The organism is Caballeronia insecticola (assembly GCF_000402035.1).
In the GTDB taxonomy this organism is placed as follows: domain Bacteria; phylum Pseudomonadota; class Gammaproteobacteria; order Burkholderiales; family Burkholderiaceae; genus Caballeronia; species Caballeronia insecticola.
This window is the reverse complement of the sequence record NC_021287.1, coordinates 148,814-170,683: the sequence shown is the minus strand read 5'-3', so window position 1 is coordinate 170,683 and position 21,870 is coordinate 148,814. Positions and strand designations below refer to the sequence as shown.

Annotated in this window: 23 protein-coding genes; 12 read left to right on the top strand and 11 right to left on the bottom strand. The window is 64.8% G+C overall.

The window, feature by feature from the left end; translation table 11 throughout:
• Positions 1-20: 20 nt before the first annotated feature.
• Genes BRPE64_RS00800 through BRPE64_RS00785 form a run of 4 tightly spaced genes read right to left on the bottom strand, consistent with a single transcriptional unit; the run spans position 21 to position 3,707 of the window.
• The gene (locus BRPE64_RS00800; protein ID WP_016344089.1) at positions 21-647 is read right to left on the bottom strand and encodes an ABC-type transport auxiliary lipoprotein family protein; all 627 of its coding nucleotides are present in this window, start codon (positions 645-647) and stop codon (positions 21-23) included.
• A 31-nt stretch (positions 648-678) separates the two neighbouring features.
• Positions 679-1,638 carry an MlaD family protein gene (locus tag BRPE64_RS00795; protein WP_016344088.1) on the bottom strand — a complete coding sequence of 320 codons (960 nt, stop codon included), beginning with the start codon at positions 1,636-1,638 and terminating at the stop codon, positions 679-681.
• 57 nt (positions 1,639-1,695) lie between these two features.
• On the bottom strand, positions 1,696-2,574 hold the full coding sequence (locus BRPE64_RS00790) for an ABC transporter ATP-binding protein (protein ID WP_016344087.1): 879 nt from the start codon (positions 2,572-2,574) through the stop codon (positions 1,696-1,698).
• Between the two features lie 5 nt (positions 2,575-2,579).
• Positions 2,580-3,707 (bottom strand): MlaE family ABC transporter permease, encoded by a 1,128-nt coding sequence (locus BRPE64_RS00785; protein ID WP_016344086.1) that lies wholly within the window; start codon positions 3,705-3,707, stop codon positions 2,580-2,582.
• A gap of 183 nt (positions 3,708-3,890) precedes the next feature.
• Here BRPE64_RS00785 and BRPE64_RS00780 point away from each other — a divergent pair, with 183 nt between their 5' ends.
• From BRPE64_RS00780 to BRPE64_RS00760, 5 genes are read left to right on the top strand one after another with little or no spacing between them, the layout of a single operon-like run.
• Positions 3,891-4,241 carry a type II toxin-antitoxin system RelE/ParE family toxin gene (locus BRPE64_RS00780; RefSeq protein WP_016344085.1) on the top strand — a complete coding sequence of 117 codons (351 nt, stop codon included), beginning with the start codon at positions 3,891-3,893 and terminating at the stop codon, positions 4,239-4,241.
• The gene (locus tag BRPE64_RS00775) at positions 4,234-4,569 is read left to right on the top strand and encodes a helix-turn-helix domain-containing protein (RefSeq protein ID WP_044041029.1); all 336 of its coding nucleotides are present in this window, start codon (positions 4,234-4,236) and stop codon (positions 4,567-4,569) included. Before BRPE64_RS00780 ends, BRPE64_RS00775 begins: the two co-directional genes overlap by 8 nt.
• A 54-nt stretch (positions 4,570-4,623) precedes the next feature.
• The gene (locus BRPE64_RS00770; protein WP_016344083.1) at positions 4,624-5,526 is read left to right on the top strand and encodes a biotin--[acetyl-CoA-carboxylase] ligase; all 903 of its coding nucleotides are present in this window, start codon (positions 4,624-4,626) and stop codon (positions 5,524-5,526) included.
• Positions 5,523-6,344, top strand: coding sequence for a type III pantothenate kinase (locus BRPE64_RS00765; protein ID WP_016344082.1), 822 nt, complete (start codon positions 5,523-5,525; stop codon positions 6,342-6,344). The genes BRPE64_RS00770 and BRPE64_RS00765 overlap by 4 nt, the downstream gene beginning before the upstream one ends.
• A gap of 37 nt (positions 6,345-6,381) precedes the next feature.
• Positions 6,382-6,621: a hypothetical protein gene (locus BRPE64_RS00760; RefSeq protein WP_016344081.1), complete on the top strand. Its 240-nt coding sequence runs from the start codon at positions 6,382-6,384 to the stop codon at positions 6,619-6,621.
• A gap of 13 nt (positions 6,622-6,634) precedes the next feature.
• On the opposite strand, the gene rfaE2 is transcribed toward BRPE64_RS00760, so the two are convergent.
• The 7 genes from rfaE2 to BRPE64_RS00725 all read right to left on the bottom strand — a co-directional run bounded on the left by rfaE2 (position 6,635) and on the right by BRPE64_RS00725 (position 13,772).
• Entirely contained in the window at positions 6,635-7,117 is a 483-nt protein-coding gene (gene rfaE2, locus BRPE64_RS00755) for a D-glycero-beta-D-manno-heptose 1-phosphate adenylyltransferase (RefSeq protein WP_016344080.1), read from the bottom strand.
• Between the two features lie 150 nt (positions 7,118-7,267).
• Positions 7,268-8,146, bottom strand: coding sequence for a ferritin family protein (locus tag BRPE64_RS00750; protein WP_016344079.1), 879 nt, complete (start codon positions 8,144-8,146; stop codon positions 7,268-7,270).
• A 422-nt stretch (positions 8,147-8,568) separates the two neighbouring features.
• On the bottom strand, positions 8,569-9,573 hold the full coding sequence (locus BRPE64_RS00745; protein ID WP_051180268.1) for a MerR family transcriptional regulator: 1,005 nt from the start codon (positions 9,571-9,573) through the stop codon (positions 8,569-8,571).
• A gap of 278 nt (positions 9,574-9,851) precedes the next feature.
• Complete coding sequence (locus BRPE64_RS00740; RefSeq protein ID WP_016344075.1) at positions 9,852-10,607, bottom strand: PhaM family polyhydroxyalkanoate granule multifunctional regulatory protein; 756 nt, start codon at positions 10,605-10,607, stop codon at positions 9,852-9,854.
• A 38-nt stretch (positions 10,608-10,645) separates the two neighbouring features.
• Complete coding sequence (locus BRPE64_RS00735; RefSeq protein WP_044041028.1) at positions 10,646-11,473, bottom strand: enoyl-CoA hydratase/isomerase family protein; 828 nt, start codon at positions 11,471-11,473, stop codon at positions 10,646-10,648.
• An 18-nt stretch (positions 11,474-11,491) separates the two neighbouring features.
• Entirely contained in the window at positions 11,492-12,661 is a 1,170-nt protein-coding gene (locus BRPE64_RS00730; RefSeq protein ID WP_044041862.1) for an ABC transporter substrate-binding protein, read from the bottom strand.
• Between the two features lie 124 nt (positions 12,662-12,785).
• Positions 12,786-13,772, bottom strand: a complete 987-nt coding sequence (locus BRPE64_RS00725) for a fumarylacetoacetate hydrolase family protein (RefSeq protein ID WP_016344072.1) — start codon at positions 13,770-13,772, stop codon at positions 12,786-12,788.
• Positions 13,773-13,851: 79 nt separating this feature from the next.
• On the opposite strand from BRPE64_RS00725, the gene BRPE64_RS00720 reads away from it, so the two are divergent.
• From BRPE64_RS00720 to BRPE64_RS00690, 7 genes are all read left to right on the top strand, one after another.
• Entirely contained in the window at positions 13,852-14,688 is an 837-nt protein-coding gene (locus tag BRPE64_RS00720; RefSeq protein WP_016344071.1) for an IclR family transcriptional regulator, read from the top strand.
• A 102-nt stretch (positions 14,689-14,790) separates the two neighbouring features.
• Entirely contained in the window at positions 14,791-16,008 is a 1,218-nt protein-coding gene (locus BRPE64_RS00715) for a DUF3108 domain-containing protein (RefSeq protein ID WP_044041027.1), read from the top strand.
• A gap of 130 nt (positions 16,009-16,138) precedes the next feature.
• A complete protein-coding gene (locus BRPE64_RS00710; protein WP_016344069.1) occupies positions 16,139-16,927 on the top strand; it encodes an alpha/beta fold hydrolase in 789 nt (262 codons plus the stop codon).
• 136 nt (positions 16,928-17,063) lie between these two features.
• Positions 17,064-17,321 (top strand): BTH_I0359 family protein, encoded by a 258-nt coding sequence (locus BRPE64_RS00705; RefSeq protein ID WP_016344068.1) that lies wholly within the window; start codon positions 17,064-17,066, stop codon positions 17,319-17,321.
• A gap of 257 nt (positions 17,322-17,578) precedes the next feature.
• On the top strand, positions 17,579-18,640 hold the full coding sequence (locus BRPE64_RS00700) for a homocysteine S-methyltransferase family protein (RefSeq protein ID WP_044041026.1): 1,062 nt from the start codon (positions 17,579-17,581) through the stop codon (positions 18,638-18,640).
• Positions 18,641-18,682: 42 nt separating this feature from the next.
• Entirely contained in the window at positions 18,683-21,400 is a 2,718-nt protein-coding gene (gene metH / locus BRPE64_RS00695; protein ID WP_016344066.1) for a methionine synthase, read from the top strand.
• Between the two features lie 158 nt (positions 21,401-21,558).
• Positions 21,559-21,765 (top strand): hypothetical protein, encoded by a 207-nt coding sequence (locus tag BRPE64_RS00690; protein ID WP_044041861.1) that lies wholly within the window; start codon positions 21,559-21,561, stop codon positions 21,763-21,765.
• Positions 21,766-21,870 lie beyond the last annotated feature (105 nt).

Genomic DNA, 21,870 nt, shown 5'->3' with positions numbered 1-21,870 from the left:
GAAAGTGCAACAGCCGAAGGTCATCGCGAAGCAGCGAGCGGTTGCGCCGCGAGCCACGCGGACAGTTGCGCGATCACATCGTCCGATGCGGCGGCGAGCGCCCGCGCACCGCCCGATGCATCCGCGCTCGACGCGGGCGCGTTCGCGGCGAAGGTGCGCTGGCTGAGCACGCGGCCCTGCTGCGTGAGCGTTGCGCGCACGGACACGGCGCCGTGGCTTTGCTCGGGCGCATCGAAGACCTGTTCGAAACTCGTCAGCTCGACTTCGAGCAGCGGCACCGCGCGCACCGGATCGGCGCCCGACAGGATCGGCCCGCGCGCCGCGAGCGCCTCGCGCAGACGCTGCGTCAGCAGTTGCGCGGGCGGCATCGTCCAGTGGCTGTCCGAATAGGTGCCGGCGCGCTGTGCATCGACGTAACTCAGGCGATAGGTGAAACCGTCGGTTTCGAGATTGCGCGGCGCGCTCACCGCCAGTAGCTTCACCGGCGGCATCGGCGAGGCGCCGGTGGTCGTAGTCGTGACCGGCGGCATGCCGAGGTCGTAATGCGCGTTGGGCATCGCGGCCGGAGTCGAGGCGCAGCCCGTGAGCAGCGCGGCGCAGGCGAGCGCGCACGCCGCGAGCGCTCTTTTCATCGTGATGTCTGCCATGTCGTTATCCAGATCCGTTCCGTTCTCTCGATCAATGCGCCGGCTGCGCGGGCCACGTGAAACCCGGTTCGCCCGGCCCGGGCGCCTGACGCGGCGCGCCGAACAGCACGCTGCGCGGATTGGTGCTGAACGCGTCGGCGGCGCGGTCGACCGAGCGGGCGGCGGCGCTCACGTCGTCGCTGAATGAATAGAAGCGCGGCAACGCCTCGAAGCCCACGCGCGCCGTCACGAAGCGCAGCGACTCGTTCATGTCCGCGAGCGCCGCGCTTGCATCCTCGGCGGCCTTGCCTGCCTTGTTCAGGTTGACGACGAACGGACCATCCGGACGATTCAGGTTCTGCACGAGCCGATTGGTCGATGCGAGCGTGGTGTCGAGCTGCCTGAGCGTCTGCGGCAATTGCGCCGTCGCGGGCTGGACCTGGCTCGCGAGCGTCGCGATGCCGTCCGCCGCGCCTTTCAGGCTCTTCGTGGTGTCGAGGAGCTGATTGCGCACGTCGTCGGACAGGAACTTGTCGGCGTCTTCGGAGAGGCGCTCGAACTTCTTCAGGATCACGTCGCCGCGCTGCTGCAACTGCTCGAACAGGCCCGGGCGCATCGGCACTTCGGCCACATGCTGCGGCGACGACGCGAGCGGCGCCGTGTTGGCACCGGTGTCGTCGAGCTGCACGAACGCGATGCCCGTCACGCCCTGAAAGCCGAGCGTCGCGAAGGTGGAATGCGTCATCGGCGCGTTCTGATCGACGAGGATGCGAATGCGGATCTGCCCCGGATGCGCGCGATCGAAGCGGATCGATTCCACCTTGCCGACGCCCAGCCCGCGGTAACGCACGGACGCGTCGGTGAAGAGCCCGGTCACGTTGGTGCGCGCGATCAGGTCATAGGGCACGCGCACGGTGCGATCCACGTTGAAGAAAAACACCGCGAACGCGACGGCCAGCACGAGGGCGATCGTGAACAGCCCGGTCCAGAACGCATGTGATTTGTTTTCCATCTGCAGGTTCCTTTGACTTCCCGGCGGCGCCGGCCGCGCAACGCGTCGCGCGGCTGGTTACTTGTTGACGGCGATCGGCGCGTCCTCGAGCGCGGCCGCGGGCAATTTCGCGCGGCGCTCCGGCGGCAGCGCCTGCAACGCGCGGCGTCCGCGCCGCCCGAGAAAATACTCGCGGATGAACGGATGATCCACCGCGCAGGCTTCCTCCACCGGCGCCGCGACCAGCACGCGCTTGTCCGCCAGCACGGCGACGCGGGTGGACAGCGCGACCATCGTATCGAGATCGTGCGTGACCATGACGACGGTGAGCCCGAGCGCGCGATGCAACGTGGCGATCAGATCGACGAACTCGTCCGAGGCCTTCGGATCGAGACCGGCCGTGGGTTCGTCGAGAAACAGCAGTTCGGGTTCGAGCGCGATCGCCCGCGCGATGCCCACGCGCTTGATCATGCCGCCCGAAAGCGCCGCCGGCATCTTGCTCGCGTGCTTGCACGAAAGGCCGACCATTTCGAGCTTGAGCATGACGAACTCGCGGATTAGGTCCTCGGGAATCTTGCCCAGCTCGCGAAACGGCTGCGCGATGTTGTCATACACCGTCAGCGAAGAAAACAGCGCGCCTTGCTGAAACATCATGCCGGAGCGCGTGCGCAGCATCTTGGCGGTTTCCTCGTCCATCTGCGCCCATTCTTCGCCGAGCAGGCGAATGGTGCCCGAAGTCGGCGATTCGAGCCCTAGAATCTGCCGCACGAGCGTCGTCTTGCCCGAGCCCGAACCGCCCAGCAACGCGACGATCTCGCCGCGCCGCACGTCGAGATTCAGATGCTCGTGGATCACCGTGCGGCCGTAGCGCTTGGTCACATCGCGCACTTCGATCACCGGCTCCGCGATCACGGGCGGCGGCTGATGTCGAACGGCGGTGGCGAGCGTGGTGGACATGGCGGTCAGAGTCCGACGTTCTGGAACAGGATCGCGAACACGGCGTCCGCGAGAATCACGACGGTGATCGACGTGACCACGGATGTCGTCGTGCCTTCGCCGAGACTCTGCGAATTCGCCTTGATGCGAAAGCCGAAATGGCAGGCGGTGAGCGCAATCAGCATGCCGAACACGACGCCCTTGCCAAGCCCGATCCAGAGATTCGCGATCGGCACGACGGACGGCAGCGAGCGCACGAAGAAGTTCACGTCGATGGACAGCACGAGCTTCGCCGCGAGCGCGCCGCCCGTCAACGCGACGATGTTGGTCCACATGACGAGCAGCGGCATGGCGACGCCGAGCGCGATCACGCGCGGCAGCACGAGGCGCAGGCCGTGCGGAATGCCCATGACCTGCATCGCGTCGAGTTCTTCGGTGACGCGCATGACGCCGATCTGCGCGGTGATCGCCGAGCCCGAACGTCCGGCGACGAGAATCGCGGAAAGCACCGGCCCGAGTTCGCGAATCACGGACAGCCCGAGAATGTTGACGATGTACTGATTCGCGCCGAACACGCGCAGTTGTTGCGCCGACAGATAACTCAGCACGATGCCGATCAGAAACGCGACGAGCGCGGTGATCGCGAGCGCCTGCGCGCCGGCGCTGTAGATGTTGGCGGAGATTTCCGTCCACGGCGTGCGCTGCGGGCGGCGCACGAGGCTTGCGAGATCGAGCACGAAGCCGCCGAACATCGCGAGACCGCCGTAGAGATGATCGAAGAAGCCGAAGATGAGCTGACCGAGGCGCGTGACCGGATCGACGTGATCGACGGCTTCGGGCTCCTCGCGCTCGGCGTCGAGCAGCGCGACGCGTTCGAAGATTTCGCGTTGCGTGTCGGAGAGCGCGATGGTCGCGGGCAGCTTGCGCCCCCAGACGCGCCACAGCGCCTGACCGCCGACGTGATCGAGCCGTTCGACGGAAAGCAGATCCCACTGGCTGATCGCCTCGCGCCCGATGGCGCGCAGCCTTCGCGTGACGCCGCTCTTCGCGCGGTCGCGGGCGAGCGCGAGCGCGGTCCACTGGCCCGAGAGCCGGACCACCTTGCCCTGCTGGCCGGCCTCCACTCTCAGGCGCGGCGGCGTGTCGAAGTCCAAGGATCGGAGGCGCGGTGAGACGCGGTTAAAAGGGAAAGGACATTGTAGCGAAGGTTGTATTGGGGGCGCGGGGATGGTGTGCGGGCTGCATTTGGAGATCGGCTTATATCGGATGGCCGAGTTTCCCGGAATCGTTGCAAAAGCAAAACTGCAAAGTCATCCACTCTCTTTGACTTAGCAAATATGCTAACATCCGCCGATGTCGATGCCTGGGCGATTACGTACTACAGCGAGCGGATCGCGCGCGAGATTTCCGAGTTGCCGGTCGGAATTTTTGCCGGCTATCTGCGCCTCCTGTCCGCGCTGAAACAGCATGGTCCCGACCTGGGCATGCCGTATTCCAGATCGCTGGGCGACAAGCTTTTCGAGCTTCGGCCAGCAGGACGGGAAGGGATCGCTCGTGTGTTCTACGGCGCAATGCAGGGAAAGCGAATCATCATGCTGCACTCGTTCATCAAGAAAACGCAAAGGACGCCGCCCAAGGAACTGCGCCTTGCCCGGAATCGCTTAATGGAGGCTCAACGGAATGGCTAAGACGCGTTGGCAAAAGGAATTGGCGGAACAGTACGTTCCTGTGTCGCATGACGACGGCAAGGTCGCCCGGCAGCTGGCCGCCAACCCCGAACTCAAGGCCGCATACGATGCACTCGCACCTGAATACGAAGCACTCGACGCCCTGCTTCACGCCCGCAAGGAAGCGGGTCTGACACAAGCGCAAATCGCCGAGCGCATGGGAACGACCGCATCCGCAGTCGCGCGGCTCGAAGGGTCGCTGATCAGCGAGAAGCACTCACCATCCATTTCGACGCTGCGTAAATACGCGAAGGCCTGCGGCAAAACACTGCGCATCTCACTGGTGTAACGCCCGGCCACGCGGCATCGCAAGCCACGCTGCCGCGCCGCTACAATATCCGTCATGAACCCGACCTCTTCCTTCGCCCCCGACGCTCCCTGGCGCATCGACCGCACGCGGCTGGCCGCGCTCGCCGAACGCCCCGCTCGCGACTGGACCATCGAGATCGTCGACGAAACGGGCTCCACCAATGCCGATCTGATAGCGCAATTGCGCGCACTGCCGCGAGACCGCGCCGCGCACACGCCGCCCGCACCGACCGTGCGCGTCGCGTATTCGCAAACGGCCGGGCGCGGACGGCGTGGCCGGACTTGGCTCGCGGAACCGGGCAACGCGCTGCTGATGTCGGTCGGCTGCGTGATCGGGCGGCCCATCGAAGGGCTCTCGGGCCTGAGCCTCGCCATCGGCACCGCTGTGCTCGATGCGCTCGCGCGGCTGCCGCTCTCGCCGTCCGCGCGTCCGGCGCTGAAATGGCCGAACGACGTCCTGCTCGACGACGGCAAGCTCGCCGGCATCCTGATCGAGACCGCGTGGAACACGCCGGGCGCGACGGCGGTGGTCATCGGCATCGGCACGAATCTGCATGGCGCGGAACAACTCGCCGCGCAGGTCGACGACGCCAACCGCCTCGCCACGTCGTCCGTGCCGGGCGCGATGCCCGCCACGCTCGCTCGCGCATGGCCCGACGCCAATCTCACCGACACGCTCGCCGCGTTGCTCAACGCGCTCGACGCCGCCCTGCCGCGCTTCGAGGTCGAAGGCTTCAAGCCGTTTCGCCAACGCTGGCTCGACGCCCACGCGTGGTCCGGACGCGAAGTCCTGTTGCTCGATCAGGGCCGCGAAGTGACGCGCGGCATCGCCTCGGGCGTCGACGAAAGCGGTCAGTTGCTGATCGACGCACCCGAAGGCCCGCGCGCGGTCGCAACCGGCGAACTGACGCTGCGGCTCGCGAAGGAGCGTCCGTGAACGCGTCGGCAAACGAGGCGCCGTATCTGTTGATCGATGCCGGCAACAGCCGCATCAAGTGGTCGCTCGTCGACGAACGCGGCGCGGTGCTGGCGCACGGCGCGTTCGAGCACGCACATCATTCGAGCGCCGCCGACGAAGCCGCGCTCGACGCCTGGTCCGAACTCGCCGCGCCGGCGAGCGCATGGATCTCGAACGTCGCGGGCATGCCGGTGCAGAACCGCATCCAGCGCCTGATCGACGCGCGCTGGCCGACGCTGCCCCGCACCGTCGTGCGCGCAAAGGCCGAACAATGCGGCGTGATCAACCGTTACGAGGAACCGTCGCGGCTCGGCAGCGACCGCTGGTGCGGAATGATCGGCGCGCGCGCGGCGTATCCCGGCGAGCATTTGCTCGTCGCCACTTTCGGCACCGCGACCACGCTCGAAGCGCTGCGCGCCGACGGCGTCTTCACAGGCGGACTGATCGCGCCCGGCTGGTCGCTGATGATGGAATCGCTCGGCAGCCATACGGCACAGTTACCGACACTCGATGCCGCGTCCGCACGCGAAGCGCTCCATCAGACGCGCAGCCTGTTCGCCACCGACACCGCCGCCGCGCTCTCCGCCGGCTGTCTGCTCGCGCAGGCAAGCCTGATCGAACGCGCGTGGCGCGATTTGAAAGCGGACTGGCAAGCCGATGTCCGTCTTGTGCTCGGCGGCGGCGCCGCCAATGAAGTCGCGGGCGCGCTCGGCGTGCCGCATACGCGACACGATTCCCTCGTGCTGTCCGGACTCGCGCTCATCGCGCGTGACGCGACGGCACGCCATTCATCCTGATCTGCCGAAAAACGGACCCAAGCACGGAGCCCCAAGCATGCTGCGCTGGCTAATCGCCTTCCTGATTCTCGCCAACCTGCTGATGTTCGCGGTCATGCGCGGCGTCTTCGGTCCGTTGCCGGCCGCGGGCGCGCGCGAACCGCATCATCTATTGCAGCAGGTTCGTCCCGAAGCGCTGATCACACGTTCGATCCATCCCGAGGAATCGTTCGATCAGCCGCGCGTCGGCGGACCGGCGCCCGCCGCGAACGTGCAGACGGTGCCGCTCGGACAATGAGCGGCGCGGCGGATCAGGACTGCGCGCGGACCTTTCTGAGCAGCGCGGTCGTCGAGCGATCATGCTCGAAGGCAATGGCGAGCGCCTTGCCGCCCCAACTGCGCACAAGCGCCGATTCGGCCAGCTTGTCCATGTCGTAGTCGCCACCCTTCACGAGCACGTCGGGGTGCAACGCCTCGATCAGTTCCAGCGGCGTCGATTCCCCGAACTTCACTACCCAGTCGACGCTTTCCAGCGCCGCGAGCAGCGCCATGCGATCGTCCTCGTGATTGATCGGGCGATCGTCGCCTTTGCCGAGCGTACGCACCGATGCATCGCTGTTCACGCCGACGATCAGCGTCGCGCCCAGCGCCTTCGCGTCCGCCAGATAGGTCACGTGTCCGCGATGAAGAATGTCGAAGACGCCGTTCGTGAACACAACGGGACCGGCGAGCGTCGGACGGAGCGCGGCGAGCGCATCGCGCGTGGTGATCTTGCGTTCGAAAATGACGGACATAGCGGCGCTCGTTGCAGGAATCTTGGGGTTTCGGGAAGCGCGCATTGTGCCACGACGAGTTGCGCGCACAGACTGCGAATCAGCGCAGCCGACGTAAAACGGCCCGCCGGTATTACCCGGCGGGCCGTCTCGTCTTCGATGCGATAAACCTCAGGCCGGCTGCTCGGCCGCACCGCCCGGCGCCGCGGCTTGCAGACGCAAAACCACTTCCTTGCGGTAGCGGTTCAGTTCCTGCGCGGTCACGAACGAACGCTCGAACAGAATCGACAGGTTATGCAGAATGCGTTCGACCACCTTCTTTTCCCAGCTGTCGTCAAAGCGGATCTGGTCGTCGAGCCAGCGCTCGAGCCACTCCGGATCGGGCAGGCGCGACTGCACGGTATCGCGCGGAAACAGCGCCTGATTGACGTGCAGGTTGGTCGGATGCAGCGGCTTTTCCGTGCGGCGCGCGGACGCCATCAGCACGCCGATCTTGGCGAACGCGGCGCGCGCGGTATCGCCCGCAGTTGCCAGCGCCTTCTTCATGTAGCGCAGATACGCGCCGCCGTGGCGGGCTTCGTCGCGCGAAATGGTTTCGTAAATATGCTTGATGACCGGTTCGGTATGCCATTCGGCCGCGCGCCGATACCAGTGATTCAACCGGATTTCGCCGCAGAAATGCAGCATGAGCGTTTCAAGCGGCGGCGCCGGATCGAACTCGAAGCGCACTTCGTGCAACTCCTCTTCGGTCGGCACGAATTCGGGTTTGAAGCGCCGCAGATATTCCATCAAAACCAGCGAGTGTTTCTGCTCTTCGAAAAACCACACGCTGATGAAAGCGGAGAAATCGCTGTCGTTGTGGTTGTCACGCAGGAACATTTCGGTTGCGGGAAGAGCGGACCATTCGGTGATCGCGTTCATCTTGATGGTCCGGGCCTGCTCGTCGGTGAGCAGGGACGCATCGAATTTGTCCCAGGGGATATCCTTCTCCATATCCCAGCGGACGGATTCCAGCGATTTATAAAGTTCCGGATAAAGCATGGTGTTCATAGTCCACCCCTGATGCCACTTATGCGACGTTATATCTACAAGACGTTCGACCGACGCATGCAGGCGATTCATGCACGCGAGCAGCCAAGCTTTCAATTTTACGCGGGATTCGGTCGGCCTAAGACGAAAAGCGACAAAGAAGCGCCGGAATTAGCGCTGCGACATCGCGTCGGGTCCCGCGAAAACACTGCACTAACCGTGCAAATGTTGCGTGTCCTGCGTCTTGTTCTACCGTGGGTGAGGAGCGAAACCTGTGCCTGGGGTATGTTCAACCGGCGCCGAGCCTGCCGTCGATACTGCGCCGGCCGCGCAGTATCGCGCGCCTGCGTGACAACCGTACGATGCTCCGTACGCTGAATTGGCCCGCCGCAAGAGCTACGCGAGCCACGCACATGCGCCGACGCCCGCCCTGCGAGCGTTTCTCATCTTAGCACGGAGGTTTGACGCCAATCCGCGACAATTTCGTCGATCGGCGTCAGCCCTTCGACGTGATGCACGCCGTCGTTGAACTTGCGGCGCAGCGCCGGACTGCTTCCGCCCACCCAGATGCGCACGTGCGACGGCAGCAGATTGCGCAGGTCCGCGATGCCGTTCGAGATGGATTGCGCGGGCAGCACAGCCGAAAACGACAGCGCGACGATATCGATGTTATGCGCCGCCACGGCATCGACGATATCGTGCAGCGGCGTCTGCAGTCCGAGTTGGACGCACTCGCACTCGGAGAGGGTGAACATGGCTTCGGCCATCAGAATGCCGAGGCCGTGGCCTTCGCCGGACAGCGTCGTGAGCAGCACGCGCGGGCGGCTGCCGCGACCGCGCAGCGCGTCGGACAGCGGGCGCATCAAATTGCGCAGCGTGGCTTGCAGCGCCTCGCTGAACAAATGCTCGTGATACACCTGCAAGGTTCCGGCGGCCCACGCATTGCCGACGCGCGCCGCCAGCGGCGCCGCCACGTCCAGTACGAAGCGTTCGAGCCCGTCGCGGGTCGCGCGTTTCAGCAGCCCAAAGCGGAAATCTTCGAACGAGCCGGCGCGCAGCAGGGCAATCAGATGATCGAGCTCCGCGTCGGGCGCGTCCTGTCCCACGCCCGAACTCTCGGCGAGTTGCTGCAGCATCTCGACCGACTGAGCGAGCACCTTGCTCGGCCGATGCCCCGCGTCGAGCAGACGCTTCACGAGCCGCAGCTTCGACACCTGTTCCTGCGGATACAGCCGCTCGCCGCCGGGCGAACGCATCGGATTCGGAAAGCCATAGCGCCGCTCCCAGACGCGCAGCGTGTCCTTCGTCAGACCAATCTCTTGCGCGATCGCGCCAATCCCGACACCCACCGCTCCAGACGCCTGCGCGCGCCTCGGCTCGGGCTCGGGGAGCGTTGCGTCGTCAGAAATCGGATCGGAATCAAATTCCTGTTCAGTTGAATTTGTCATGGACAGATCGATGAAAAAAATGACGTCTCTACCGATGCAGGTTATGTGCCCGCTCCAGAGGGTGGACAAATTCTAGCGACGTCCAGTTTTCATCATAGACAAAGTTGAACGCCTGGCAATAGCGGGACGTACACCTGCACGTTCGTGTACGAAGCGGCGAGCCAAATGGATGCGCAACGGATGCACAACGGATGCAAAAAACGCTGGACGCGGTCCGATGCGCGGCGCATCGAAGGGATTCGGTGGATGCGGCGGCGCATGGCGCGCCGCCGTCGGGCTTACTCGGGTTTCTTGCGCGGCGCGGCCTTTTTCGCGGGCGCCTTCTTCGCGGCGGCGCCTTCGGATTTCTCCTCGCCGGCGCCCGCAGCCGGATCTTGCGCGCCCGGTTGGGCGACGGCGGACGGCGCATCGCCCGTCGAACCGAGCGGGCCGGTCATGCCGGGCTGAATCATCGCCAGATGCGCAAGCTGGTTGAACTGCGACTGCAACACGTTCCACCAGCCGGACGGATCGAAACCGGGCGGCGGCGCGGCCTGCCCCGCGGCCGGGTCGTCACCTTCCGCGCCGGATTCTTCGGCGGCCGCCTGCTGCCTGGGCGCCTCCGGTTTCGCGGTGGCGGTGTTCATCGGCCAGCCGGCAGCCGCGGATTTCGGCTTTTCGCTCGCGGTGTTCTGCGCGCTTTCCACCGACGTCTGCGCAAACGCGCCGAACGCGCGCAGCGTCGCGAGCGTCGCGCGCTGCACTTCGAGCGCCTGAATCGCCGATTGCAGCATGTTCAGGTTGAGCTTCAGCCAGTGCTCGACGGCGCGCATGTCGGTCACGCGTTTGTCGAGTTCTTCGATATTGGTGAGCGGTGCGAGCATGTCGGACATCATCGAAAGGGAAGGACCCATGCCCTGCCCGCCGCCCGGCATTGCGGCGGCGAATGGATTCAGGCGCATCAGTTCCCACATCTTGCCCATCATGTCCGCCTGGCCGAATCCGGGAAAACCGGGAATCGAGTAGGGCGGCGTGCCGCCTGAGTGATCGGTCATTCGCCTCTCCTTGTTTCCTGCGTGTGTGTTCGCGTGGCTCAGAACGGCGCGCCGCCCGGAAAATCCGGCGCGCGCCGTTCGCGCAGCGAGCGCATGCCTTCGTGCACGTCCGGCCCCGCGAAGCCCATGAATTCGAGCGCAAGCGAGGTATCGAAGGTCGGCCCCGCCGAGCGCAGCCAGTTATTGAGCGCGTACTTGGTCCAGCGGATCGCGGTCTGCGAGCCCAGCGCGAGACGATTCGCGACTTCGATCGCCTTCGGCATGAGTTCGCTTTCCTCGACGGCGAGCGACACCAGCCCGATGCGCTCCGCTTCCTCGCCGCTCACCGGCTCGCATAGCAGCAGATAGTACTTGGCCTTCGCCATGCCGCACAGCAGCGGCCAGACGATCGCCGCGTGATCGCCCGCCGCGACGCCGAGCCGCGTGTGCCCGTCGATGATGCGCGCCGTCTTCGACGCGATCGAGATATCCGCGAGCAGCCCTGCGACCAGCCCCGCGCCGACCGCCGGGCCGTGCATGGCGGAGACGATCGGCTTGCCGCAATTGATCACGTTGTACACGAGATCGCGTGCCTCGCGCCAGACCCGCGCGCGCACGTCGAAGTCGTTCGCCATGTCCTCGACGAGCCCGAGATCGCCGCCCGCCGAAAAGCCCTTGCCCTCGCCGCGGATCAGCGCGACGCGCGTATCGGGATCGCGGTCGATGTCGCGCCAGATGTCCGCGAGTTCGCGATGCATGTTGGCGTCGGCGGTGGAGAGCCCGCTCTTGTTCGCGCCCGTGCCGGGCATCACCACTTCGAGCACGCCGTGCGGATGACGGCGAAGCTGAAGCGACTGATAGCCTGCGTAAAGAGAAAGATCGCTCATGTTTCCGTTCACCGAAGGTTAGCGCGGCTGATAGATCCACTTGCCGTCGCGGATTTCGACCATCACGCGCGCGCGCTGATCGAGGCCGATGTGATCGTTGGGCGTCATGTTGACCTGCCCGTTGGTGTCGGCGAAATTCTTCGTGCCTTCGAGCGCGTCGCGCAGTGCCTGGCGAAACGCGGGCGTGCCCGGCGCGCCGGCCTTGAGCGCGATCGGCACTGCGCGGTTGAGCAGCATGCCCGCGTCCCACGCGTACGAGCCGAACGCCGATACCGAGCCCGCGCCCTGCTTCGCCTCATACAGCTTGATGTAGTCGAGTGCGAGACGCTTGGCGGGATGATCGTCCGGCAATTGCGCGGCGACGAGCACCGGGCTCGCGGGCAGGAACGTGCCGTTGCAGTCCGCGCCGCACACGCGCAGGAAGTCGCGGTTGCCGACGCCGTGATTGTGATAGATCTTGCCCTTGTAGCCGCGCTGCGCGAGCGTTTTCGGCGGCAGCGCGGCGGGCGTGCCGGCCGCGCCGACCACCACGGCATCCGGCTTGGCCGCGAGGATCTTGAGGATTTGCCCGGTCACGCTCGGATCGGTGCGGTTGAAGCGTTCGTTCGCGACCACTTCTATCTTGTGCAGTTGCGCGAACTTCGCGACTTCCGCATAGAAGGTCTCGCCGAGCGCGTCCGCCTGGCCGATGTACGCGAGCGTCTTCACGCCGTGATTGCTCGCATGCTCGGCGATGGCGGAGGCCATCATCGCGTCGGTCTGCGGTGTCTTGAAGACCCAGCGGCGCTTGTCGTCGACCGGTTCGATGATCTTCGCCGACGACGCCAGCGAGATCATCGGCGTTTGTCCTTGCGCCACGACATCGATCATCGCGAGCGAGTTCGGCGTGATCGACGAGCCGATGATCGCATCGACCTGATCTTCGCTGATGAGCTTCTTCGTGGTCTGCACGGCTTGCGTGGTGTCGGATGCGTCGTCGAGCACGATGTAGTCGACGGGCCTGCCGCCCATTTCCTTCGGCAAGAGCGCGACCGTGTCGCGCGCGGGAATGCCGAGCGACGCCGCCGGGCCCGTGAGCGAAAGCACGAGCCCGATTTTTACGTGCTGCGCCGTCTGCGCGAATGCTGCCGCCGTCGCGGCGAGCGTGAACGCCGCGCCCGCCAGAAATTTCCACCCGCCTGCCGCCATCGAAGTCTCCTTTTTTTGATCGTTCTTTTGCCGCGCCAACGCAGCCCGGCAAAGTGTAAGACGAGGCTTGCGCGCGTCGCATCGGGCTAAACCCGTTGCAGCGCGGTAGACCCGGCGCGCCCGTTCAATGTTCCGGCTGGACCACGGCCTGATCGATTGCGCCGAACACCGACCGTCCGTCTTCGTCGAACATTTCGATCTTCACGCTGTCGCCGAACTGCATGAAAGGCGTCTGCGGCGCGCCGTGCTCGATGGTCTCGAGACACCGCTTCTCGGCGATGCAGCAATAGCCGCGCGTCGCGTCCTTGTTGGAGATCGTGCCGGAGCCGACGATCGCGCCCGCGCGCAGGTTGCGCGTCTTCGCCGCATGCGCGATCAACTGGCCGAAGTGGAACACCATGTCCACGCCGCAGTTCGGCTGGCCGACTTTCTTGCCGTTCCAGTGGACGATCATCGGCCGATGCACGCGGCCTTCGCGCCATGCGTCGCCGAGTTCGTCGGGCGTGACGGCGACGGGCGAGAACGCCGTCGCGGGCTTGCTCTGGAAGAAGCCGAAGCCCTTCGCAAGCTCGGCGGGAATGAGATTGCGCAGCGACACGTCGTTGGCGAGCATCAGCAGGCGCACGCTGCGCAGCGCTTCGTCGGGGGTCGCGGCCATCGGTACGTCGGAGGTGACCACGGCGACTTCCGCTTCGAAGTCGATGCCGTAGGACTCTGTCGCGCATACGATGTCGTCCGTCGCGCCGATGAAGTCGTCGCTGCCGCCCTGATACATGAGCGGATCGGTCCAGAATTCCGGCGGCATCTCCGCGTTGCGCGCGCGCCGCACGAGTTCGACGTGATTCACGTACGCCGAGCCGTCCGCCCACTGGAACGCGCGCGGCAGCGGCGCCATGCAGGATTTCGCATCGAACGAAAACGTGTTGCGCGCGCGGCCCGTGTTGAGCGCTTCGTAGACCTCCATGAGTTGCGGCGCGTAGAAGGTCCAGTCGTCGAGCGCGCGCTGGAGCGTCGATACGATTCCGTCGGCGATGGCGGCCGTGCGCAAATCGCGCGAAACGACGATGAGCTGGCCGTCGCGGGTGCCGTCCTTCAGCGTGGCGAGTTTCATAGAGCGAATGTCGGTGAGATGACGTTAAGGGAAATCTATTTTACGATGGTGAATCCCCCTGGATGTTCCTGAACGCTCGATGCCATCGCTCCAACCTGCCCTGCCCGACGACGAAGACGCCCTCGACGCCGCCGATTCCACCGACTCCACCGATTCCGCCGAAGAGAAAACGCGCTCCGGCATTCAATCGATCGAAGTCGGCTTCCGGCTGCTCGACGTGCTCACCAACGAGCCGCGCGCGATGATGCTGCGCGACCTCGCGCAGCGCGCGGGCATGAGCCCGGCGAAGGCGCATCGCTATCTCGTGAGCTTTTTGCGGCTCGGGCTGGCGTCGCAAGATCCGGTTTCGGGGCGCTACGAACTCGGCGGCTTCGCGTTGCAGATGGGTCTGGCGCGGCTGGCGCGCGTCGATGGCGTGAGACTCGCGCGCATTGCGCTGGCGGAATTGCGCGACCGGCTCGATCAGACGGTCGGCATCGCGGTGTGGGGCAATCAGGGGCCGACCGTCGTGCACTGGATGGAGTCGAGTCATCCGGCGAAGGCTTCGCTCAAACTGGGCGACGTGATGCCGCTGCTCTCATCGGCCACGGGCTTGCTGTTCGCTGCTTATCTGCCGCGCAGCAAGACGCAGCCGATGCTCGATCGCGAACTCGCCGCGCTCAAGAAGACCATGGCCGACGTCGAGCCGCTCATCGCCGATGTGCGCGAGCACGGCGCGGCGCGCGTCGAGGGCATGCTGCTGCCGACCATCCATGCGTTCTGCACGCCGGTTTTCGATTCGACCGGCGAACTCGCGCTCGGGCTGATCGCGCTCGGCCACGAAGGCGCATTCGATACGCGCTGGGGCGGTGAAATCGATTCCGCGCTGCGCGAGTGCGCGCGCGGTCTGTCGTATGAATTGGGGTACAAAGCTTAAAAGCCGCTGAACGTAAAGCTTGGTCGAACGAGGAACATCGCTTCCTCGGCGCGTGTCGAAAACCATCCGCCTCAGCGCGACCTGCACCCCGCCCTCTGCCCGATGCCATTTTTCCCGTTCCGCCGTCCTCGCCCGACTTCCGGGGAGCCGCCCGCTGCCGTTCCCGACGCCGCCCCGCGCCGCTGGGGACGCTGGGTGCTGGCCGTGCTGATCGTGGCGGGCCTGCATTTGAGCGCGATGCGATGGATCGACCGCAATCGGCAGCCGGCGAATCCGCCGCCGGAAACGCCGCCGGTGCAGATCGAACTGCTGACGCCGAAGCCTATTGCGCCGCCTGCGCCGGTGCCGCCAGCGCCTGCGCCCGCGCCTCCGAAACCCGCACCGGTGCCGCCGAAGCCCGCGGCCCCCGCCCCGGCTCCGGCTCCCGTCCTGAGCGCGACGACACCGCAGCCGGACGCGGCCGCTGTCGCGTCTGCGCCCGCCGCAGCGCCTGCCGCTCCGGCGTCCGCTCCTGCCGCGCCAACCGCTGCGCCGTCCGCGCTGCCGCAAGCCGCGTCGCAGCCCGCCGTCGCATCGGGCGATAAATTCGACGTTCCGCCCACCGGCGATCTGCGCTACGACACGCTCGTGAACGGCATGATGAATCAGACCGGCACGATCCACTGGAGCAACGACGGCCAGCATTACGAAATGGTCGTGTCGATTCCGCTGCCGTTCGTCGGTCCGTACGTGTATTCGAGCAAGGGACATATCGACGGCTTCGGTATCGCGCCCGAGCAGTACTCGGAGCAGCGTGGCCGCCGTGCCGCCGATGTCGCCATCTTCAATCGGGAAGCGAAGCAGATCGTCTATACGAAGACGCCGCAGAGCCAGCCGCTCGCGGACGGCGCGCAGGACCGCTTCAGCGTCGTGATGCAACTGTCGAGCCTCGTGCGCGGCGCCCCGGACAAGTACAAGCCGGGCGTCACGCGGCAATTCAGCGTGTCGGACAACGATAGCAACGAAATCTGGCAGATAGAAACCGTCGGCGACGAAACCGTGCAGACGCGCGACGGTTTCACGACCGCGCGCCATTTCACGCGTCTGCCGCGCCGCGACGGCGACCGGCGCAAGCTCGATATCTGGCTCTCGCCCTCGGTCGGCTGGCTGCCCGTGCGGATTCTTCAAACCGAACCGAACGGAATGCAAATCGAACTGCTGTGGGCCGGCAAGATCGCGCAGGCCGCCGCGCCCGCCCCGGACGCCGTCGCGGGCACGCAAGATGCGTCTGAGGAATCCGCGCCCGCCGCGCCCGCGCTGCCTCAACCGGACAAGCCGTAACGCAGCCGTAACGACAGCCCGTCACATCGCCGTAACACATCGTGGCAAGCAAGCGGCGGACGGGCGCGTCAATCGCTTCATGCAGTCAATCAGAAACCGCATCTCAACCCGCATCAATTTCGGAGCCGATATGCAGTTGACGATCAATCGCATCGACACACGCTATGTACTCGACAACGAAGGCGGCGGTCCGTGGCTCGTCTTCGTTCATCAGCTGGCAGGCGATCTCTCGGTCTGGGATCAGATGGCCGGCTACTTCCGTCACGACTTCACCGTGCTGCGCTACGACCTGCGCGGCCACGGCGAAACGGCGGTCTCGCCCGAGCCCTTCACCATCGACGATCTCGCCGACGACCTGGCCACGCTGCTCGACAAGCTCGGCGCGCCTTCGGCGCATGTGGTCGGGTTGTCGATCGGCGGCATGGTCGCGCAGAAGCTCGCGATCAACCATGCCGACCGAGTGGAGACGCTGACCGTGGTCGGCGCGCCGGCCGCCATTGCCGAGGATGCGCGCCCGGCCTTCGCGCAACGAGCCGCTTCCGTGCGCGAAAACGGCACAGCGAGTATCGTGGATGCGACGCTCGAACGCTGGCTCACGCCCGGATTCCGCCAGGCGCACCCCGAAGTGGTCGAGCCGATCGGGGAAACCATCGCGCGCACGCCTGCCGAAGGGTTTGCGCGCGCGGCGGAGGCCGTCAGCCGTTTCGATGCACGAGACAAACTCGCCTCCGTTGCGAAACGCACACTGGTCGTGGCAGGCGAGCATGACGTTGGCACGCCGCATGCTCAATCCCGTGTGATTGCGGACACGGTGCCGGACGCGAAATTTGAACTACTCAACGCGGCGCACCTGTCACCGGTCGAGGAATCGCAGCGCTTTAGCGCGCTTCTGGGAGGATTCTTGCGCGATTCCGCTTGATTCGTACCGTTTCTGCTGCAAAAGAAAGCCTCGATCACCGGCATCACATCGAGGCCACCCCTTGAATTCCAACCCAATCGCTCCAAATACGCGTCAGGTTTTGCCACGGAGCAAACGAGGAATTAGGAGTGTCGCCATGCAAATGATTTACAACAGCCCCAACTATTGCGTCGTCGAGTTTCCGCCGCAGGACAACCATCTCGCCATGAAGGCGGGCGGATACGAGATCGTCGACAAGAACACGCAGCGGGAAATTTTTATCGACGGGGCGCTCGCCGCAAAGTTTCGCGAGAGCGTGCAGCAGTTGATCAAGGAAGAACTGTCGCTCGAAGACGTCGACGAATTTCTCGGTCAGTTCGATATCTTGATGAATCAGCCAGTCGTGCTTCACTGACGCGCAGGCGCGGGCGGCTGGCCGTCCCGCGCTCATTGCCGCAATCGCTTCGATCACTTCGGCAGCATGCGGCACAGGCGACACCTGCCTGCATCTGCAGGACCCATCTAAAGACCCCGCACGGTAACCGGCGGGGTTCTTTTTTTGCCGCCATCCATCCTGTCGGTGCCGCCAAAGCGCCTGCCCGCCGGGGCGGCTGCTGCCCGCTGCGGCTACAATGTCAGGCTATTTCACACTTGGTGCAGGCCTTGTCCGTCATGACCCAGAACGCCATTCCGAAAGCCTCCGCGCGCGCCTATACGCGCGGCGCTGCGCTGCCCGCGCTTCTCGACACGCGCATCCTGATTCTCGACGGCGCCATGGGCACGATGATCCAGCGCTACAAGCTCGACGAAGCCGCCTACCGTGGCGAGCGCTTCAAGGACTATGGCCGCGACATCAAGGGCAACAACGAACTGCTGTCGATTACGCAGCCGCACGTCATCCGCGAGATTCACGAGCAGTATCTGGCGGCGGGCGCGGACATCATCGAAACGAACACGTTCGGGGCGACGCGCGTGGCGCAGGCCGATTACGGCATGGAAGACTTAGCCGCCGAGATGAACATCGAATCGGCGAAGCTCGCGCGCGCCGCCTGCGATGCGTACTCGACGCCGGACAAGCCGCGCTTCGTCGCGGGCGCGATCGGGCCGACGCCGAAAACCGCCAGCATTTCGCCGGACGTCAACGATCCGGGCGCGCGCAACGTGAGCTTCGACGAACTGCGCGAGGCCTATTACGAGCAGGCGAAGGCGCTGCTCGATGCGGGCTGCGACCTGTTTCTGGTCGAAACGATCTTCGACACGCTGAACGCCAAGGCCGCGTTGTTCGCGCTCGACGAGTTGTTCGAAGACACGGGCGAACTCGTGCCGATCATGATCTCGGGCACCGTCACGGACGCCTCGGGCCGCATCCTCTCCGGCCAGACCGTCGAGGCCTTCTGGAACTCGCTGCGTCACGCGAAGCCGCTGACCTTCGGCTTGAACTGCGCACTCGGCGCTGCGCTGATGCGCCCGTACATCGCCGAACTGGCGAAGCTGTGCGATACCTACGTGTCGTGCTATCCGAACGCGGGCCTGCCCAATCCGATGAGCGACACGGGCTTCGACGAAACGCCGGACGTGACCTCAGGCCTGCTGAAGGAATTCGCGACGGCGGGGCTCGTGAATCTCGCGGGCGGTTGCTGCGGCACGACGCCGGAGCACATCGCGGAGATCGCGAAGGCGCTTGCGGAAGTGAAGCCGCGCGCGTTCCCTTCGCAGTATCGCGAAGTTGCGTAAAACAGCGTGCCTGACCTAGCACCACAAAAGAGATAAGACACCATGACCGATCACACGATGCGTCTCTCCGGCCTCGAGCCGTTCAACGTCACCGACGGCTCGCTCTTCATCAACGTCGGCGAACGCACCAACGTGACCGGCTCGAAGGCGTTCGCGCGCATGATCCTGAACGGCCAGTTCGACGAAGCGCTGGCAGTCGCGCGCCAGCAGGTCGAGAACGGCGCGCAGGTCATCGACATCAACATGGACGAAGCCATGCTCGATTCGAAAGCCGCCATGGTGCGCTTTCTGAATCTGATCGCGTCGGAGCCGGATATCGCGCGCGTGCCGATCATGATCGACTCGTCGAAGTGGGAAGTGATCGAAGCGGGCCTCAAGTGCGTGCAGGGCAAGGCAATCGTCAATTCGATCTCGCTCAAGGAAGGCGAGGACGCGTTCCGGCATCACGCGAACCTGATCCGCCGTTACGGCGCGGCATCGGTCGTGATGGCGTTCGACGAGCAAGGCCAGGCGGACACGTTCAAACGCAAGACCGAAATCTGCAAGCGCTCCTACGACATCCTCGTGAACGAAGTGGGCTTCGCGCCCGAGGACATCATCTTCGACCCGAACATCTTCGCAATCGCGACGGGCATCGAGGAGCACAACAACTACGCGGTCGATTTCATCGAGGCGACGCGCTGGATCAAACGAAATCTGCCGCACGCGAAGGTGAGCGGCGGCGTGTCGAACGTGTCGTTCTCGTTCCGCGGCAACGATCCGGTGCGCGAAGCGATTCACACGGTGTTCCTTTACCACGCGATTCAGGCGGGCATGGACATGGGCATCGTCAACGCGGGCATGCTCGGCGTGTATGCCGATCTCGACGCCGACTTGCGCGAGCGCGTGGAAGACGTCGTGCTCAATCGCCGTGACGACGGCACCGATCGTCTGCTCGAAGTCGCCGACCGCTTTAAGACCGGCGCCGCGAAAAAGGAAGAAAACCTCGAATGGCGCAACCAGCCGGTCGAGGCGCGGCTGTCGCATGCGCTCGTGCACGGCATCACGAACTTCATCGTCGAAGATACCGAGGAAGTGCGCGCGAAGATCGAGAAGGCGGGCGGGCGGCCGATCAACGTGATCGAAGGGCCGCTCATGGACGGCATGAATATCGTCGGCGACCTGTTCGGCGCGGGCAAGATGTTCCTGCCGCAAGTCGTGAAATCGGCGCGCGTGATGAAGCAGGCGGTCGCTCATCTGATTCCGTTCATCGAAGAAGAGAAAAAGCGCCTCGCCGATGCAGGCGCGGACGTGCGGCCGAAGGGCAAGATCGTCATCGCGACCGTGAAGGGCGACGTGCACGATATCGGCAAGAACATCGTGTCGGTCGTGCTCCAGTGCAATAACTTCGAAGTGGTCAACATGGGCGTGATGGTGCCCTGCGCGACCATCCTGCAAAAGGCGAAGGAAGAAGGCGCGGACATCATCGGGCTGTCGGGCCTCATCACGCCGAGTCTCGAAGAGATGGCCTACGTCGCGTCCGAAATGCAGCGCGACGACTACTTCCGCGGCAAGCAAACGCCGCTTCTGATCGGCGGCGCGACCACCTCGCGCGTGCATACGGCCGTGAAGATCGCGCCGCATTACGAAGGGCCGGTCGTGTACGTGCCGGATGCATCGCGTTCGGTATCGGTGGCGTCGAGCCTGTTGTCGGACGAAGGCGCGGCGAAGTATCTCGACGACCTCAAGAGCGATTACGACCGCATCCGCCATCAGCACGCCAACAAGAAAGCGCAGCCGATGGTCAGCTACGCCGAGGCCCGCGCCAACAAAACGAAGATCGACTGGAGCACGTACACGCCCAAGAAGCCGACCTTCATCGGCCGGCGCGTGTTCAGGAACTACGATCTCGCGGATCTCGCGAACTACATCGACTGGGGTCCGTTCTTCCAGACGTGGGATCTCGCGGGTCCCTATCCGGCGATTCTCAATGACGACATCGTCGGCGAATCGGCGCGGCGCGTGTTCTCGGACGGCAAGTCGATGCTCTCGCGCCTCATTCAGGGCCGCTGGCTGACGGCGAACGGCGTCGTCATGCTGCTGCCCGCGAACACCGTGAATGACGACGACATCGAAATCTACACGGACGAAACCCGCTCGCAAGTGGCGCTGACGTGGCGCAATCTGCGTCAGCAAAGCGTGCGTCCGGTCGTCGACGGCGTGATGCGCCCGAACCGATCGCTTGCAGATTTCATCGCGCCGAAGGACTCGGGCGTGAAGGACTACATCGGCCTGTTCGCGGTGACGGCGGGCCTGGGCGTCGATAAAAAGGAACAACAGTTCGAAGCCGATCACGACGACTACAGCGCGATCATGCTGAAGGCCCTGGCCGACCGTTTCGCGGAAGCCTTCGCCGAAGCGCTGCATGCGCGCGTGCGCCGCGAGTTGTGGGGCTACGCCGCGAGCGAGACGCTCGACAACGAGGCGCTCATCGCCGAGAAATACGCCGGGATTCGTCCGGCGCCGGGCTATCCGGCGTGCCCGGATCACCTCGTCAAACGCGATATGTTCGAAGTGCTTCAGGCAGAAGAAATCGGCATGAGCGTGACCGAGTCGCTCGCCATGCTGCCGGCGGCGAGCGTCTCCGGCTTCTTTATCGCGCATCCGGAGAGCACGTACTTTTCCGTGGGCAAGATCGGCGACGATCAACTGGCGAGCTATGCCGAGCGCATGGCCATCTCGACGGCGGATGCGGAGCGTGCACTCGCGCCGCAACGTTGAGGACCGGAAAGCAACGCGGCGGGCAAGCAACATATCGCCCGCGTGATATCGAAAAAAACACGGGCTGACGGCGGGAACTTTTTGATTTCCGTAGACTTGTCACCGCGATGGACCGTCACGACGACGGGCACGCATTTTTTCGTCACGGAGAAAGTCGCATGAAGAAGATGACGTCCACCGTAACCGTAGCGATCGCCGCGGCTGTGCTCGCGGCATCGAGTTCGGCTGCGTTTGCGCAGGCCAGCAGCACTCAGGCGTCCTCGTACTCGCCGCCGCAGACGGAGCACAAGAAGAAACCCAAGAAGCCGAAGAAGCCGCGCACGCCCGCCAAACCCGCTCCGGCGGAAGGCGGTCAGTCGCAGTAATGCACGGCGCGACTAGAAGCCGTCAGACGTTACATCGGAAGAAAAAAACCCGCATCGGCAGCGATGCGGGTTTTCTGTTTTCAGGCCCGTTCAAGCTCAGTTCAG